The organism is Nocardioides malaquae (assembly GCF_015070385.1).
Taxonomy (GTDB): Bacteria; Actinomycetota; Actinomycetes; order Propionibacteriales; family Nocardioidaceae; genus Nocardioides; species Nocardioides malaquae.
Map to the genome: position 1 here is coordinate 135,754 of NZ_JADCSA010000003.1, position 13,378 is coordinate 149,131.

The window sequence follows — 13,378 nt, forward strand, 5'->3', positions numbered from 1 at the left end:
CGCGCCCCACGGCCTGAGCCGTGGGGCGCGGTGTCGTTCGTCAGCGGCGAGGCCGCCGGAGCTCACTCGTCGGAGAGCTCGGCCAGGAAGGCCCGACCCCGTTCGCTCGTGGGGTTGTCGAGCACCTGCTCGGGGGTGCCCTCCTCGGCGATCTGCTTGTCGGCCATCAGGACCACGCGGTCGGCTGCCCTGCGGGCGAAGCGCATCTCGTGAGTGACCACGACCATCGTCATGCCGTCGTCGACCGCGAGGGTCTTCATCACCTGGAGCACCTCGCCGACCAGCTCGGGGTCGAGCGCCGAGGTCGGCTCGTCGAAGAGCATCACCTCGGGGTCCATCGCCAACGCCCGCGCGATGGCGACGCGCTGCTGCTGACCGCCGGAGAGGTGGTCGGGGTAGGCCGTCGCCTTCTCGGCCAGGCCGACCCGTTCGAGCAGGTGCACCGCGCGCTCCTGCGACTCCTTCTTCCCACGACCGAGCACGTCGCGTTGGGCCATGACGATGTTCTCCATCACGGTCATGTGCGGGAAGAGGTTGAACGACTGGAAGACCATGCCGATGCGGGAGCGCACCCGGTTGAGGTGCTTCTCGGAGTAGGTCAGCTCCTCGCCGGCGACCGTGATGGTGCCGGACTGGATCTGCTCCAGGCCGTTGATGCAACGCAGCAGCGTGCTCTTGCCGGCGCCGGAGGGGCCGATGAGCACGACCACCTCGCCCTGGTGGACGTCGAGGTTGACGCCGTCCAGGACGGTGGTGTGGCCGTAGCGCTTCACGATGTCGCGCATCTGGACCAGGGGCTGACCGTTGCGGTCGACCTCTGCGGTCGGGGTGTCGTCGAGCGTCATGCTGCCGCCGGCCTCCTGTGCTTGTTGAGCCGTCGTTCGAGCCAGTTCACCAGGAAGGTAAGCGCCAGCACGATGACGAGGTAGTAGAGCGCGACGATCGTGTACATCGTCAACGGCTCGTAGGACGAGGCGGCCAGGTTCTTCGACGTCTGGAAGAGCTCGGTCATCCCGATGAAGGAGACGAGCGAGGAGTCCTTGACGGCGATGATGAACTGGCTGCCCAGCACCGGCAGGATGGCGCGGAGGGCCAGCGGCGCGCGGACCCGGCGCAGCGTCTGCATGCGCGACATGCCCAGCGAGCGCGACGCCTCGTTGAGGCCCTCAGGCACCGACTGGAAACCGGAGCGGATGATCTCGGCGATGTAGGCGGCGTTGTGCACCCCGAGGGCGATGGCCCCGGCCCAGAAGGCGTTCAGCTTCACGATCTCGGAGATGCCGAAGTAGAGCACGAAGATCTGGGTGATCAGCGGAGTGCCACGGATGATGCCGATGAAGGTCGTGGCCAGCCAGCGCAGGGGCGCGACCCGGCTCATCGACATGGCCGCGACGACCGCGCCCAGGAGCATCGCGAAGACGAGCGCCATCCCGGTGAGCCGCAGCGTCACCAGGGTCGCCTCCAGGAAGAGCGGCGCCTTGTCGACGACGTGTTCGAAGAAGTTCATGGCGTCAGGAGATGTCCTCGCCGAACCACTTCTCACTCACCTCGGCGTAGGTGCCGTTCTCCTTGATCTCGGCCAGCGCCTCGTTGAGGTCGTCCAGCAGCTCGGTGTTGCCCTCGGCCACGGCGAAGGCGGGCTCCTCGGTGTAGAGCGGGTCGCCGCACGGGCGCAGGTCACGGTCGGCCTGCTCGATCTGGTAGAGCCCGACGAGGCGGTCGGTCATGGCCCCGTCGAGGCGACCGGTGTCGACGTCCTCCAGGGCGGTGACGTCGGAGGAGAAGGTGCGGATCTCACCGGCCAGGCCCTCCTCCTCGAGGAAGGTCTGGTAGGTCGTGCCCGAGGCGACGCCGACCGTGGGGTCGTCCATCTGCGTCGGGTCCTGGCAGTCACTGTCGTTCTTCACGAACATCGTCGCGCCGGAGGAGTAGTAGGGGTCGGAGAAGTCGACCTGCTCGTCGCGTTCCTCGGTGGGCGTCATCGACGCGATGAGCACGTCGTAGCGCTCGCTCTTGATGCCCTGGATCAGGGTGTCGAAGGCACCGGTCTCCGTCTTCAGCTCGAGGTCGAGCTCCTCGGCGATGGCCGCGGCGATGTCGTGGTCGAAGCCGGTCAGGTCGTTTCCGTCGAAGTGGGAGAAGGGGCGGAACTCGCCGCTCATCGCGACCACGATCTCACCGTCGTTGAGCAGGGCGGAGTCGCCGCCGCCGGCGTCGTCGCCGCACGCCGCCAGGCCGAGCAGCGCGGTCGTGGTGAGGGCCGCCGTCAGCGCGGCACGGGGGCGACGGAGGGGGCGGGTGGAGAACTTCTTCATGTTTCCTGCCTTCGTTCGGGGACCCCGCGTGGGCTGCAGGGTCGGCGTTGGCTGCGGCGTAGGTGCCCAGCGGGCACCCCGGACAAACGTGACGGTCTCCACCGTCACCATTCCGTGACCGGCCTGTCGGCGCAACGTCGGCGCGGGAGGGACTCGTGCGCGCCGAGTGCGATGAAGCACGATGGGGTCTCTCCTGACGCTGCCGGAATTCGCCGGACGTCACTGCCGAGAAGGACACCCCGTGATCGAGATCCTGAGCCCCGCCCGCCTCGCCCTCGCCCGCGAGACCGGAGCGCTGGTCGCCGAGATCCTCCACACCATGAAGGAGCGCGCGACGGTCGGCACCAACCTGCTCGAGATCGACGCCTGGACGAAGCAGATGATCGGGGAGGCGGGGGCGACGTCGTGCTACGTCGACTACGCGCCGTCGTTCGGCCGCGGGCCGTTCGGTCACCACATCTGCACCGGCGTCAACGACGCGGTGCTCCACGGCCTGCCCCACGACCGGGAGCTCGCCGACGGCGACCTGCTCAGCCTCGACCTGGCCGTCTCCCTGGGCGGTGTCGCGGCCGACGCGGCCATCAGCTTCGTCGTGGGCGACACCCGGGACCCCGCCGACCTGGCCCTCATCGAGGCCACCGAGCGGGCGTTGGAGGCGGGCATCGCGGCGGCCGGTCCCGGGGCGAGGATCGGCGACCTCGCCCACGCGATCGGCACGGTTCTCACCCAGGCCGGCCACGAGGTCAACACCGACTTCGGCGGTCACGGCATCGGCTCGACGATGCACCAGGACCCGCACGTGCCCAACATCGGCCGGCCCGGCCGCGGCTTCGTGCTGCGCCCCGGCCTGATGCTGGCCCTGGAGCCGTGGGTGATGGCCGACACCGCCGAGCTCGTCACCGACGCCGACGGCTGGACCCTGCGCAGCGCGACCGGCTGCCGCACCGCCCACACCGAGCACACCGTCGCGATCACCCAGGACGGCGTCGAGGTGATGACGGCACGGAGGCCCTGAGGGCCGGTTCACGCCGCCGAGCACGGGGTATCGGAGGTCCGTGGACGACGCATTCGACACCCTGATGGCCTCCCTGGACCCGCCGATGGCCGTGGTCACGACCGTCGCGGAGGACGGCACCCGGGCCGGGAGCTTGGTCGGCTTCCACGCTCAGGCCAGCATCGAGGGGCAGCACTACGCGGTGTGGCTCTCGAAGGCCAACCACACCTACCTCACCAGCCTGCGCAGCGCACACCTGGCGCTGCACTTCCTCACCCGCGACGACCTCGCGATGGCCGAGCGGTTCGGCACCCGTTCAGGTGAGGACACCGACAAGTTCGCGGGCCTCGAGGTCGAGGCCGACGAGCACGGCGTGCCGTTGCTGACCGCCCTCCCCCACCGGCTGCTGCTCGATCGGGTCGCCACCCTCGACGACGGCGGCGACCACGTCTGCGTGACCACGCGCGTACGCTCCGCGGCGACGTCCGGACGCTTCTCGCCGTTGCGGCTCTCCGACGTCGACCACCTGGAGCCGGGTCACGCGGCGGAGGAGAGGGCGGTCCATCCGTGAGCGGGTCGACCTCCGGGGCGCCGCGGTGGCTTAGCGTGACGCCATGATCCGTCGCCTCGTCGCCCGCGCGCTCTGGTCCGTGAGTCCCTGGACGTTGGTCACCGAACCAGGCCCCACCCGTCCCACCGTGCTGATCGGTGCACCGCACACCTCCAACTGGGACTTCATCCTGATGCTCGGCATCGCCTGGGCGCTCGACATGGACATCCGCTGGATGGGCAAGGACAGCCTCTTCAAGGGCTGGAAGGGCTGGATCATGCGCGGGCTGGGAGGCATTCCGGTGGACCGGGCGAACCCGGTCGGCATCGTCGACGACGTCGTCGCGCGGGTGAAGGACGGGCAGGTGTTCGGGCTGGTCGTGACCCCCGACGGGACCCGCGGCGACCACACGCACTGGAAGTCGGGCTTCTACCGCATCGCTCGCGAGACGGGGATGCCCGTGACTCTGGGATACGTCGACCGCACCACGATGACCTCGGGCCTCGGGCCGACGATCGAGCTCACCGGCGACGTGGCCGCCGACATGGACCGGGTCCGCGCGTTCTACGCCGACAAGGCCGGCTACCACCCCCACAAGCGGGTCGAGCCGCGGCTGGCCGACGAGAGTCGCCGCGCCTGACCCCGCGAGTCAAGGGCCCGGGGTCAAGCGCCCCAGATCCAGTGGACGATGCCCTCGAGCGGCTCGGGCGCCGCCTCGAACGGGACCGCCTCGGCCATCACCGCGGCGTACTTGGCCTTGCGGGCGCCGTTGGCGCCGATGAAGCGCCGCATCTGCTCGAGCACCTCGGCGTCGCGGTACTTGGGCTGGTCCTGGAAGTTGCGGAAGGTCTTGAGGTCGCCGTGGGCCTCCAACAGTGCGGTCACCTCGACCACACCGAGCGCCCGGACCAGCTCCAGCTCCAGGTCGGGACGGCAGGCGAAGAACCCCTGCCGGGTGAGGTCCTCCCCCTCCTGGCGATTGAGGGCGCCGGCGACGAACCGTTCCTCCGCCTCGTCGTAGAGACCGCCGACGCGGTGGCCCTGCGCGGCGGCGTCGGCGATCGCCCCGCCGAAGTTGCCGGCGCCGCCGATGACGGTCACGGTGATCTCGTCGGCGACGAGGTCGACGCCGAGCCGGGGGGCGAGGGTCACGTGGGCGGCCCGGTCGGACTCGCCCTCGACGAGGAGGGTGATGGGTCGAGGCACCCGTCGATTCTCCCCGATGCCGCGCTGACCACGTCGAGCGGCCGTCGTCACCCGATCATGTAGGCGAAGCCCCGTCCTTCCCTGACCACCTGGTCGACGAAGGCGCGCGCCTTCCCGAGGAAGTGGAGGAGGTCGTCGGTGTCCGGGCCCATCGGTGGCCTCCGCCCTTGTCGCCGCAGGACGCGCTCGACGTCCTCGTCGCTGATCGACGCGAGGCCGTCCCTCACCCGTAGCGCCTCGTCCGGGGTGATCGTGCGTGACCAGGGGATCCATCCGCGGTCCGTCATGCTGACGTCGCCCACGAACATCCGGTAGGCGCCGTCGCCCTGCGTCTCGAGACTGGCCACCACCCACTGCAGCTGGCTCCATGCCTTGTCGAGGTAGAGCAGGTCACGCTCCGGCGCCGGCTCCCGTTCGCCGATCACCCCCACCGTGAAGCCCGGCTCCATGCCCCAGGCGTCGGCGAGCGGGTCGTCACTGATCACGCTCATCGGATCCTTGAGCGCCTCCTCGGTCCGGTCAGCGTCAAAGGCATATGCGTAGTACCTGATTCCCATGCCGACGATCCTCGAGGCACCGGCCTTACCCGGCCCGCGTCTCCAGAAAGACCTGTGGACGACCGAGACCCTGTGCGCTTCTGCTGGCGTACGACGGTCACTACGCTCACGACATGACGCCTGGGACCAGCCCCGCCCCGCCCGCCCCGCTGCGCGTCGGAGTCGTCGGCACCGCCCACTGGGCCCGCACGGTGCACGCCGCCGGAGCGGTGGCCGCCGAGCAGGCCGACCTCGTCGCCCTGTGGGGCCGGACGCCGGAGAAGGTGGCGCCGGTCGCCGAGCGGTACGGCGTGACCGCGGCCGACTCCTTCGACGCGCTGCTGGAGCAGGTCGACGTGGTGACCTTCGCGGTGCCGCCCCAGGTGCAGCCGGAGCTGGCGGCACGGGCAGCCAGGCCGGGAAGCACCTGCTGCTGGAGAAGCCCGTGGCCACGTCGGTCGAGGCGGCCGACGAGGTCGCGACGGCGCTCGCGGAGGGCGGCGGCCGGGCTGCAGTCTTCTTCACCCGCCGCTACGTGCCCGAGATCGAGCAGCGCCTGCACGAGGTCGCGCAGGAGTCCTGGAGCGCGGCCCGGGTGGTGTGGCACGCCCACTCCGCCGCCGAGGACTCCCCCTACCGCGACTCGGTGTGGCGCACCGAGCCGTTGGCGGCGCTGTGGGACCTCACGCCGCACGTGCTCGCCCACCTCGTCCCGGTCCTCGGCGCCGTCGAGGAGGTCACCGCGCGCCGGAGCACCCACGGCGTGGAGCTGCGTACGCAGCACGCGAGCGGCGCGCACGCCGACGTCTCCGTCTCGTTGCGCTGCCCCGACTACGTCGAGGACGTACGCCTGCTGCGCGCCGACGGCTCCGAGGTGTCGCTGACCGTGCCGCCGATCGACGCGGCGAAGCCCTTCGCCCGGGCCCTCGACCAGCTCATCGCCTGCACCCGCGGCGTCGACGAGGGTCCGGACACCTGGCCGTTGGCGCTCGAGGTCACCCGGGTCCTGGCCGAGGCCGAGGCCCAGCTCCTCTGACGAGTACGCAACCGGCGTCAGTCGGCGTCCGTCTCGCGGTGGTTGGTCTCCCAAGCCCGTTCGACCAGCTCGGACAACACGCCGAGGTCGATCGCGTCGAGACGCTTGACGTAGACACAGCCCTTGCCGGTCGTGGAGGGCAGGTGGCCGAACCCGATCATCGACGGTCCCCACATCACCGGTTCGGCGCCGGCGACCTGGCGCACCAAGCAAGGGGCGGGCGGTGCGTAGGTGGAGCGTTGTGGGCGCCATGTGCCCACAACGCTCCACCGAAGGGCGTCCGCGTCAGGAGACCGCGGCGCTGACGATCTCGCTGATCCGCTTCTCGGTCGCCTCGTCGAGGCTGTCGAAGTACCAGGCCGCGGGCATCAGCGTCCCGTCAGCACCACCCGGCGGCCGGAGGTCCACCTTCTCGGTGAGGGCGAGGTTGAGTCGTTCGTCGTTGCGCAGCGTCACCAGGGCCGGAGTGCTCGCCGACAGCGCGTAGGCGGGCATCCCGTACCAGATCCGCGGCTTCAGCTGAGGCGCCGCGGCCACGATGACCTCGTGCACGCGGCGCATCAGCGAGCGCTGTGGCTCGTCCATCGCTGCGATCTTGTCGAGCACCTGGGTCAGGTTCTTCTCGTCCTTGGACGACATGTCATGTCCTCTCGTCGGCCGACGAGGAGCATCGTCGGCATGAAAGACGGCGCACCGAGTAGCCGTGTGCGCCGCACCCCCACCGGACATGTCCCGACGTGATCGGGCCTCTCCGCGCAGATTCAGGCGATCGTCGCCTGGAAGTGCTGGTGGCGAACCACCGCACCCATCGTACCCACGCGGTCCGTGTCGACGGGCGACTCAGACGTTGAAGCGGAACGAAGACCGGGTGTTTCGACTACTTTCGATCATCGTTGAAAACAGCCGGAACAGGGCCTCTGAACTGGGCAAACGCGGTCCACGAGTCGTTGGCAGCCATTGGTCAGAACCGGCCTCCGCGTGACTTCTTGCGGACTATTTGCGGACCGCTGGACGGTCAAGGCTAGTCCGAGCTCCGACCTAGACCTTCGATCTTCGCGCATCTTGCGGACAAGTCGCGGATGCGCTGCCAGACAGCCGCTCGGGGCGCGTCGATCTTGAGTGCGCGGATGTATTCGTCGAGACGTTGTGGGCGATCTTGGAGGTAGGCGACTGCGTTGTTGAGGCTCTCGCCCACCGTCTTGCCGTAGGCATCGACTGCCTTGCGCGCGCCGGCCTTCAGTGCGTCGGTGTCGGGTTTCATCATGGCCAGGTCGATCAGATCGCGGCTGAACGTCGACGTGTCTGCCCAGCGGTCGTCGTTGGCGAGCAGCTTGGTTGCGACCTGGTCTGTTCGCGTCAGGATCCGTAACCCGCAGATCTCATCCTCCGAGGCGGGAGTGGCGAGGTCGATGCGGCCTTCATGGATGATCTCGAACTTGATCGCAATCCCCGCAACGAGCACCGAGCTCCTGATCCCGTAGCCGTCGACAGAGGGTGTTCGACCCAGGTCCAGTGCTCGGGTAGCCAGAGCGTCGAGCCCGTGGTCCCTGACCATCTGGCGCAGCGCGCGGTAGGACTGCGGGTCGGAGACCAGGAAGTCGATGTCGACCGATTCGCGGAACTCACCGTTGGCGAGGACGATCGCGGTGCCGCCGCCGAACCAGCAGTTGTGCTCGGCCAGGAGCGGTGCGTCGAGGCTCAACAGCACCTCAGCCACCTGTTGGTGGTGCAGCCGCCTATACAAGGAGCCTCCCGTTGCTGTAGGTGTCCGCGAGGTGCTGGATGAACGCCTTCTCGTGGTCGGTCAGCGTCTCCTGGTCGAGGTGTCGCCAACCGCGTTCGTAGAGGTTGAGTGCCTCCGTCTCGGTGATGGTGGTGCCGGCGTCGGTCTGCCAGGCCAGCGTGCGGAGGCCGGGGTAGTCGCCGACCGTGATCGTCGCCGGTCCTGCTGCTGGAGCGTCGAGGACCGGGACGACGAGGTGAAGTCCGAGTGCGGCGGCAACATTGACGTAGGCGCCGATCGTGACCGAGGGATTGCCGGCCTCGATCCGGTGCAGGGTGACACGCGAAACGCCAGCAGCTTCGGCACAGGCGACTACCGTGACACCGAGGGCCTTTCGGCGTTCGCGCAGTCGAGCGCCTAGGCGTTCGAGGTCCGCCTGTTGCTCGGGGCTCGTGTACGGGCTAGGGGCTGGCATGTTTCTCATTTTAGTCATTCAGTCGTTCCAGTCAATAATGAGAAACATTTGTATGCCTCTCGGTTCTGGCGAACAGCGGCAGTTGGTTCAGCCGCTCCTCGGCCTGGCGCAGGCACGAGGTCGCACGCGCGACGTCTGCGGGCACGACGTTGAGACGTCGCGCCTCGACCCAGCGCGAGGGCGGTCGCCTGCCTATTGGCCGGACGACTTCGTGTAGCGCAGGCGCGTGATCGGGAAGCGGGTGTGCTCGCCGACGCCGTCCCACGGTGGCCGGACCTCGACGATGTCGACGTGCCGGTCGGAGACGTCGGCCTCGACCTTCAGCTCGTCCCACAGGTGCTCGGGCACGCGCTCCTGCGCCCAGAGGCGGATGCGGTGCAGATCGGTCTCGGGAAGCGCCATCACACCAGCGTGCCACCGAGTGACGGATCGGCGCATGTCCAAAGAGCGGGTCTGGTCAAGGTCCCGATTCGCTCAAAGTATGGTGTGAAGACGGAGGAGATCACATGGCTTCAGGAATGCCGGAGAACCTCGAGATTGACCCTGCACTGTTCGGTCTGTACAAAGAGCTGCACGCGCATCCTGAGCTCGGCTTCCAGGAGCAGCGCACCGCGGCCCTGGTGGCGGAGCGGCTCACGGAGCTCGACTTCGACGTCACCACCGGGGTCGGCCGCACTGGCGTGGTCGGCGTCCTGAGCAACGGCCCCGGACCCACGGTCCTGCTGCGGGCCGACATGGATGGACTCCCGGTCCGGGAGGACACCGGCCTGGACTACGCGAGCACCGAGACGGCAACTGACGAGGAGGGACGCACGGTCCCGATCAGCCATGCCTGCGGTCACGACATGCACACCACCCGCTTGATCGGGGCCGCCGGCGTCCTGACACGGTCCCAGGACTCCTGGGCAGGAACCTTGGTGGTCGTCTTCCAGCCCGCTGAAGAGCTCGGCGCCGGGGCTCAGGCCATGGTGGACGACGGCCTCTTCGACCGGTTCCCCGTGCCGGACGTCGTGCTGGGGCAGCACGTGGCGCCCTTGCCCGCGGGCAAGATCGCAGGTCATGCGGGTCCGGCGTACGCCGCCTCCGACTCCCTGCGCGTACGTCTCGTCGGCCGGGGTGCGCACGGTTCCATGCCCCAGAACGCCATCGACCCGGTCGTCATGGCGGCCGACACCGTGATGCGTCTCCAGACCATCGTGTCGCGGGAGATCAGCGGCACCGATGTCGCCGTCCTCACCGTCGGCTCCCTCCACGCGGGCGACGCCGCCAACGTCATCCCGCGCGAGGCCGAGCTCCAGCTGAACCTGCGCACGTACGACCCCGCAGTCCGCGACCACATCCTGGGCAGCATCGAGCGGATCGTGCGAGGTGCCGCGACCACCGCCGGGGCGCCGGAGCCACCCTCCATCACGGAGATCGAGAGGTTCCCGGTCGTGGTGAACGACCCAGCGGCACTCGACAAGACGTTCGGGGCGTTCCGGGAATGGCTGGGCGACGACAACGTCTTCGACCCCGGCGCGGGAGCCGGCAGCGAGGACGTAGGGGTCCTCGCGACGAGCGCAGGCGCACCCCTGTCCTACTGGCTCCTCGGCTGCGCAAACCCCGCCCTGTTCACCACCGGAGACATGACCGACCCCGCCCTCCGATCAGTGCCGTCCAACCACTCCCCCCACTTCGCCCCCGACCTCGAGGCGACCTTGCCCGTGGGGGTGAGGGCACTGGCGGTCGCCGCCAGAACTTGGTTCGCTAGGGCGTAGAAGCTGGCTACATCACGGCTCGTGGGCGATCTCATCCCCACCAACCAGCTGCGCTGCCGTCCGCATTTCGCCCTCGTCCTTTCGCTCCTGCTCTCCCCTGCTGCCGGCCCCGATCTCTCCTTCTCATTGGCAGTCGTTGACTCTTGACGACCCTCAGAATCTGCTCCGCAGCATCGCCTCCAAGGCCCTTCCCCCCCGAGCGCCGCAGCGGAGTGCCGCGGCAAGTACGGGAACCGTTCAGTGTGCGCCAGATACACGGCGTCGCTGAACGTGGTCTTGCCGCCACCGTTCGCGCCCGCGATGACCGTGAACCGACCGGGCAGCGAGACCTCCAACGGGTAGTCGACCGAGCCCCGCAGGCCCCGCACCCGAACACGGCTTAAGTACACGGCGTCGTCCTTCCCCGCACGCGGCAACGGGGGCCGCACGACATCTACCGAACCCTACCGACGGGTCCACCGACATGTGCAGTCAAGCGCTGCCATGCAACGTCCCAGACGTGCGTGGTCACAACGGTTTGGTGCGGCGGCAAGAGCGCATCATTCCGCCGATAGGTCACCGCACGCGCGGGTCAACTGGCAGCACCGGGGTCCGGAGATAGGCCCTCCGAACGGCCAGATCGAGCCCCTCACGCTAAATTTCTTGCGGACTCTGTGCGGACTGAGAGGGGCTACACCCCCTCTGACCTGCGCAAACGCGTCGATTCAGACGTTGAAGCGGAACTCCACCACGTCACCGTCAGCCATGACGTAGTCCTTGCCCTCCATGCGGACCTTGCCGGCCTCCTTGGCCTTGGCCATCGTGCCGGCGGCGACGAGGTCGTCGAAGGAGACGATCTCGGCCTTGATGAAGCCCTTCTGGAAGTCCGTGTGAATCACGCCGGCGGCCTCGGGGGCGGTGGCGCCCTTCTTGATCGTCCAGGCGCGGGTCTCCTTCGGACCGGCGGTCAGGTAGGTCTGCAGGCCGAGGGTGTCGAAGCCGACGCGGGCGAGGACCTCGAGGCCGGGCTCGGTGACGCCGGCCTCGGCGAGGAACTCGGCGGCCTCCTCGTCGTCGAGCTCGATGAGCTCGGACTCGAACTTGGCGTCGAGGAAGATCGCCTCGGCCGGCGCGACGAGGTCGCGCATCTTCGCCTTGAGCTCCTCGTCCTGCAGCTCCTCGGCGTCGCAGTTGAAGACGTAGATGAAGGGCTTCGCGGTGAGCAGCGACAGCTCGCGCAGCAGGTCGCGGTCGATGTCGGTCGCCATCACGGGCGTGCCGGACTCCAGCGCCTCCTTGGCGGCCTTGGCGGCCTCGAGGTTGGCGACCAGGTCCTTGGACTTGCGCGCCTCCTTCTCCAGGCGCTGCACGGCCTTCTCCACCGTCTCGAGGTCCGCGAGGATCAGCTCGGTCTGGATGGTGGAGATGTCGTTGCCGGGGTTGACCTCACCGTCGACGTGGGTGACGTCCTCGTCGCGGAAGACGCGGGTCACCTGGCAGATCGCCGCCGACTCACGGATGTGGGAGAGGAACTTGTTGCCCAGGCCCTCACCTTGCGAGGCGCCGCGCACGATGCCGGCGATGTCGACGAACTCGACGGTCGCCGGGAGGATCTTCTCGCTGCCGAAGATCTCGGCGAGCTTCGGCAGGCGCTCGTCGGGCACACCCACCACGCCCACGTTCGGCTCGATCGTCGCGAACGGGTAGTTCGCCGCGAGCACGTCGTTCTTGGTCAGGGCGTTGAAGAGGGTCGACTTGCCAGCGTTGGGAAGTCCGACGATTCCGATGGTGAGAGCCACGGTCGCCGAGTCTAGGTCCGGCGACCGTGGCCCTCACAATCACTGCCCGCGACTACCACTGCCCGCGCGGGCGCGTACGCCTCAGCTGCCGTAGACCGCCTGCACCCCAGCGCGGTCGGCGCTGGAGAAGCTCAGGTTGCTCGACCCGCCGTTGCACTGCGGGTAGTGCATGATCGACACCGAGTCGTAGGCCGTGAGCGGACGCCAGCTGTTGTCCTCGAAGCAGGTGCCCGCTTCGGGCCGGGTGTGCTCGTGACGGAAGCCCAGCACGTGGCCGAGCTCGTGGGCCATGATGTTCGCCGGCGTCCAGGAGCCGGAGTTGACCAGTGAGCTGGCGTTGACCAGCACGTTGCGGCTCGACTTCGGGCTGCTCGGGAAGAACGCCCGCGCGATGTAGCTCGTCGACGACGTCGGCTCCACGGAGAAGACGACGTTGGTGTTGCGCGTGGTGCAGTTGGAGTTCTGCGACGAGGCATAGACGAAGTTGACGCCCGACGAGGCGTTCTCCCAGGTCGCGGCGCCGGCGGCCATCGCGTTGGCGACGGTCGCCTGCCTGCTGCCGAAGCGGGAGGAGACGCAGTAGGTCAGGTTGCGCGCCTGGCTGGCGCTCCAGACGTCGTCACGGCCGCTGACGGTGTTGACCACGAGGCCCTGGGCCGGGTCGAAGTCGTCGCCCTGGCCGTGGTCGTGGTCGTCCGCGGCGCCCGTCATGGCGTCGAAGTAGGCGCGGAGGTCCCGCGTGCTGGCAACCGGCACGTCGCCGTTGACGATGTACTGCCCGTCGGTGTCGCGGAGGGTGTCGGCGCGGAACTGACTGAAGGTCGGGGTGGTGTCCCCCTCGGCCGAGGTGGCGGGGCTCATGGTGAGAGCGGCGGCACCCGCGGCGGCGGTGGCCACGACGGCTGCGGTGATCCTGCGGAGCTGCATGGGTTCTTCCTTCGTGGAGCGACGGTGGGACTTCGAGTGAAACCGCGTCCGGAGGCCCGTGACCAGAGCTCCGGTGTTGCC

The 13,378-nt window shown here is 68.7% G+C and carries 16 protein-coding genes and 1 pseudogene; 5 read left to right on the forward strand and 12 right to left on the reverse strand.

What is annotated here, in order from left to right; genetic code table 11:
- Positions 1-62: 62 nt before the first annotated feature.
- Genes IEQ44_RS04310 through IEQ44_RS04320 form a run of 3 tightly spaced genes read right to left on the reverse strand, consistent with a single transcriptional unit; the run spans position 63 to position 2,315 of the window.
- Positions 63-845, reverse strand: coding sequence for an amino acid ABC transporter ATP-binding protein (locus IEQ44_RS04310; protein ID WP_319804488.1), 783 nt, complete (start codon positions 843-845; stop codon positions 63-65).
- Positions 842-1,507 carry an amino acid ABC transporter permease gene (locus tag IEQ44_RS04315; RefSeq protein ID WP_193637190.1) on the reverse strand — a complete coding sequence of 222 codons (666 nt, stop codon included), beginning with the start codon at positions 1,505-1,507 and terminating at the stop codon, positions 842-844. Before IEQ44_RS04315 ends, IEQ44_RS04310 begins: the two co-directional genes overlap by 4 nt.
- Positions 1,508-1,511: 4 nt before the next feature.
- Positions 1,512-2,315: a transporter substrate-binding domain-containing protein gene (locus tag IEQ44_RS04320; protein WP_193637191.1), complete on the reverse strand. Its 804-nt coding sequence runs from the start codon at positions 2,313-2,315 to the stop codon at positions 1,512-1,514.
- 241 nt (positions 2,316-2,556) lie between these two features.
- Here IEQ44_RS04320 and map point away from each other — a divergent pair, with 241 nt between their 5' ends.
- From map to IEQ44_RS04335, 3 genes are read left to right on the forward strand one after another with little or no spacing between them, the layout of a single operon-like run.
- A complete protein-coding gene (gene map, locus IEQ44_RS04325) occupies positions 2,557-3,330 on the forward strand; it encodes a type I methionyl aminopeptidase (protein WP_193637192.1) in 774 nt (257 codons plus the stop codon).
- Between the two features lie 40 nt (positions 3,331-3,370).
- Positions 3,371-3,880 (forward strand): flavin reductase family protein, encoded by a 510-nt coding sequence (locus tag IEQ44_RS04330; RefSeq protein WP_319804489.1) that lies wholly within the window; start codon positions 3,371-3,373, stop codon positions 3,878-3,880.
- A gap of 43 nt (positions 3,881-3,923) precedes the next feature.
- Entirely contained in the window at positions 3,924-4,499 is a 576-nt protein-coding gene (locus tag IEQ44_RS04335; RefSeq protein ID WP_193637193.1) for a 1-acyl-sn-glycerol-3-phosphate acyltransferase, read from the forward strand.
- 23 nt (positions 4,500-4,522) lie between these two features.
- On the opposite strand, the gene IEQ44_RS04340 is transcribed toward IEQ44_RS04335, so the two are convergent.
- Together IEQ44_RS04340 and IEQ44_RS04345 are read right to left on the reverse strand one after the other, a co-directional pair.
- On the reverse strand, positions 4,523-5,065 hold the full coding sequence (locus IEQ44_RS04340; protein WP_193637194.1) for a hypothetical protein: 543 nt from the start codon (positions 5,063-5,065) through the stop codon (positions 4,523-4,525).
- 47 nt (positions 5,066-5,112) lie between these two features.
- Complete coding sequence (locus IEQ44_RS04345; protein ID WP_193637195.1) at positions 5,113-5,622, reverse strand: DUF1877 domain-containing protein; 510 nt, start codon at positions 5,620-5,622, stop codon at positions 5,113-5,115.
- A 113-nt stretch (positions 5,623-5,735) separates the two neighbouring features.
- On the opposite strand from IEQ44_RS04345, the pseudogene IEQ44_RS04350 reads away from it, so the two are divergent.
- A pseudogene (locus tag IEQ44_RS04350) lies at positions 5,736-6,637 on the forward strand (Gfo/Idh/MocA family protein).
- A 17-nt stretch (positions 6,638-6,654) separates the two neighbouring features.
- On the opposite strand, the gene IEQ44_RS04355 reads toward IEQ44_RS04350, so the two are convergent.
- The 5 genes from IEQ44_RS04355 to IEQ44_RS04375 form a co-directional block, all read right to left on the reverse strand.
- A complete protein-coding gene (locus IEQ44_RS04355; RefSeq protein ID WP_193637196.1) occupies positions 6,655-6,843 on the reverse strand; it encodes a hypothetical protein in 189 nt (62 codons plus the stop codon).
- Between the two features lie 79 nt (positions 6,844-6,922).
- Positions 6,923-7,276, reverse strand: coding sequence for a DUF1801 domain-containing protein (locus IEQ44_RS04360; protein ID WP_193637197.1), 354 nt, complete (start codon positions 7,274-7,276; stop codon positions 6,923-6,925).
- A 382-nt stretch (positions 7,277-7,658) separates the two neighbouring features.
- Positions 7,659-8,354, reverse strand: a complete 696-nt coding sequence (locus tag IEQ44_RS04365; RefSeq protein ID WP_319804490.1) for a nucleotidyl transferase AbiEii/AbiGii toxin family protein — start codon at positions 8,352-8,354, stop codon at positions 7,659-7,661.
- A 19-nt stretch (positions 8,355-8,373) separates the two neighbouring features.
- Entirely contained in the window at positions 8,374-8,835 is a 462-nt protein-coding gene (locus tag IEQ44_RS04370) for a helix-turn-helix domain-containing protein (protein WP_193637199.1), read from the reverse strand.
- Positions 8,836-9,027: 192 nt separating this feature from the next.
- Positions 9,028-9,237 (reverse strand): DUF3024 domain-containing protein, encoded by a 210-nt coding sequence (locus IEQ44_RS04375; RefSeq protein WP_193637200.1) that lies wholly within the window; start codon positions 9,235-9,237, stop codon positions 9,028-9,030.
- A 104-nt stretch (positions 9,238-9,341) separates the two neighbouring features.
- On the opposite strand from IEQ44_RS04375, the gene IEQ44_RS04380 reads away from it, so the two are divergent.
- On the forward strand, positions 9,342-10,592 hold the full coding sequence (locus IEQ44_RS04380) for an amidohydrolase (protein ID WP_193637201.1): 1,251 nt from the start codon (positions 9,342-9,344) through the stop codon (positions 10,590-10,592).
- A gap of 704 nt (positions 10,593-11,296) precedes the next feature.
- On the opposite strand, the gene ychF is transcribed toward IEQ44_RS04380, so the two are convergent.
- Both ychF and IEQ44_RS04390 read right to left on the reverse strand, forming a co-directional pair.
- Complete coding sequence (gene ychF, locus IEQ44_RS04385; protein ID WP_193637202.1) at positions 11,297-12,370, reverse strand: redox-regulated ATPase YchF; 1,074 nt, start codon at positions 12,368-12,370, stop codon at positions 11,297-11,299.
- An 81-nt stretch (positions 12,371-12,451) separates the two neighbouring features.
- Positions 12,452-13,297: a M57 family metalloprotease gene (locus IEQ44_RS04390; RefSeq protein WP_193637203.1), complete on the reverse strand. Its 846-nt coding sequence runs from the start codon at positions 13,295-13,297 to the stop codon at positions 12,452-12,454.
- Positions 13,298-13,378: the final 81 nt, after the last annotated feature.

Coding starts and splice junctions, on each gene's coding strand:
- IEQ44_RS04380 (WP_193637201.1), top strand. CDS start 9,342: ATGGCTTCAGGAATGCCGGAGAACCTCGAGATTGACCCTGCACTGTTC.
- IEQ44_RS04370 (WP_193637199.1), bottom strand. CDS start 8,835: ATGCCAGCCCCTAGCCCGTACACGAGCCCCGAGCAACAGGCGGACCTC.
- IEQ44_RS04310 (WP_319804488.1), bottom strand. CDS start 845: ATGACGCTCGACGACACCCCGACCGCAGAGGTCGACCGCAACGGTCAG.
- IEQ44_RS04390 (WP_193637203.1), bottom strand. CDS start 13,297: ATGCAGCTCCGCAGGATCACCGCAGCCGTCGTGGCCACCGCCGCCGCG.
- IEQ44_RS04335 (WP_193637193.1), top strand. CDS start 3,924: ATGATCCGTCGCCTCGTCGCCCGCGCGCTCTGGTCCGTGAGTCCCTGG.
- IEQ44_RS04360 (WP_193637197.1), bottom strand. CDS start 7,276: ATGTCGTCCAAGGACGAGAAGAACCTGACCCAGGTGCTCGACAAGATC.
- IEQ44_RS04320 (WP_193637191.1), bottom strand. CDS start 2,315: ATGAAGAAGTTCTCCACCCGCCCCCTCCGTCGCCCCCGTGCCGCGCTG.
- IEQ44_RS04375 (WP_193637200.1), bottom strand. CDS start 9,237: ATGGCGCTTCCCGAGACCGATCTGCACCGCATCCGCCTCTGGGCGCAG.
- IEQ44_RS04345 (WP_193637195.1), bottom strand. CDS start 5,622: ATGGGAATCAGGTACTACGCATATGCCTTTGACGCTGACCGGACCGAG.
- IEQ44_RS04315 (WP_193637190.1), bottom strand. CDS start 1,507: ATGAACTTCTTCGAACACGTCGTCGACAAGGCGCCGCTCTTCCTGGAG.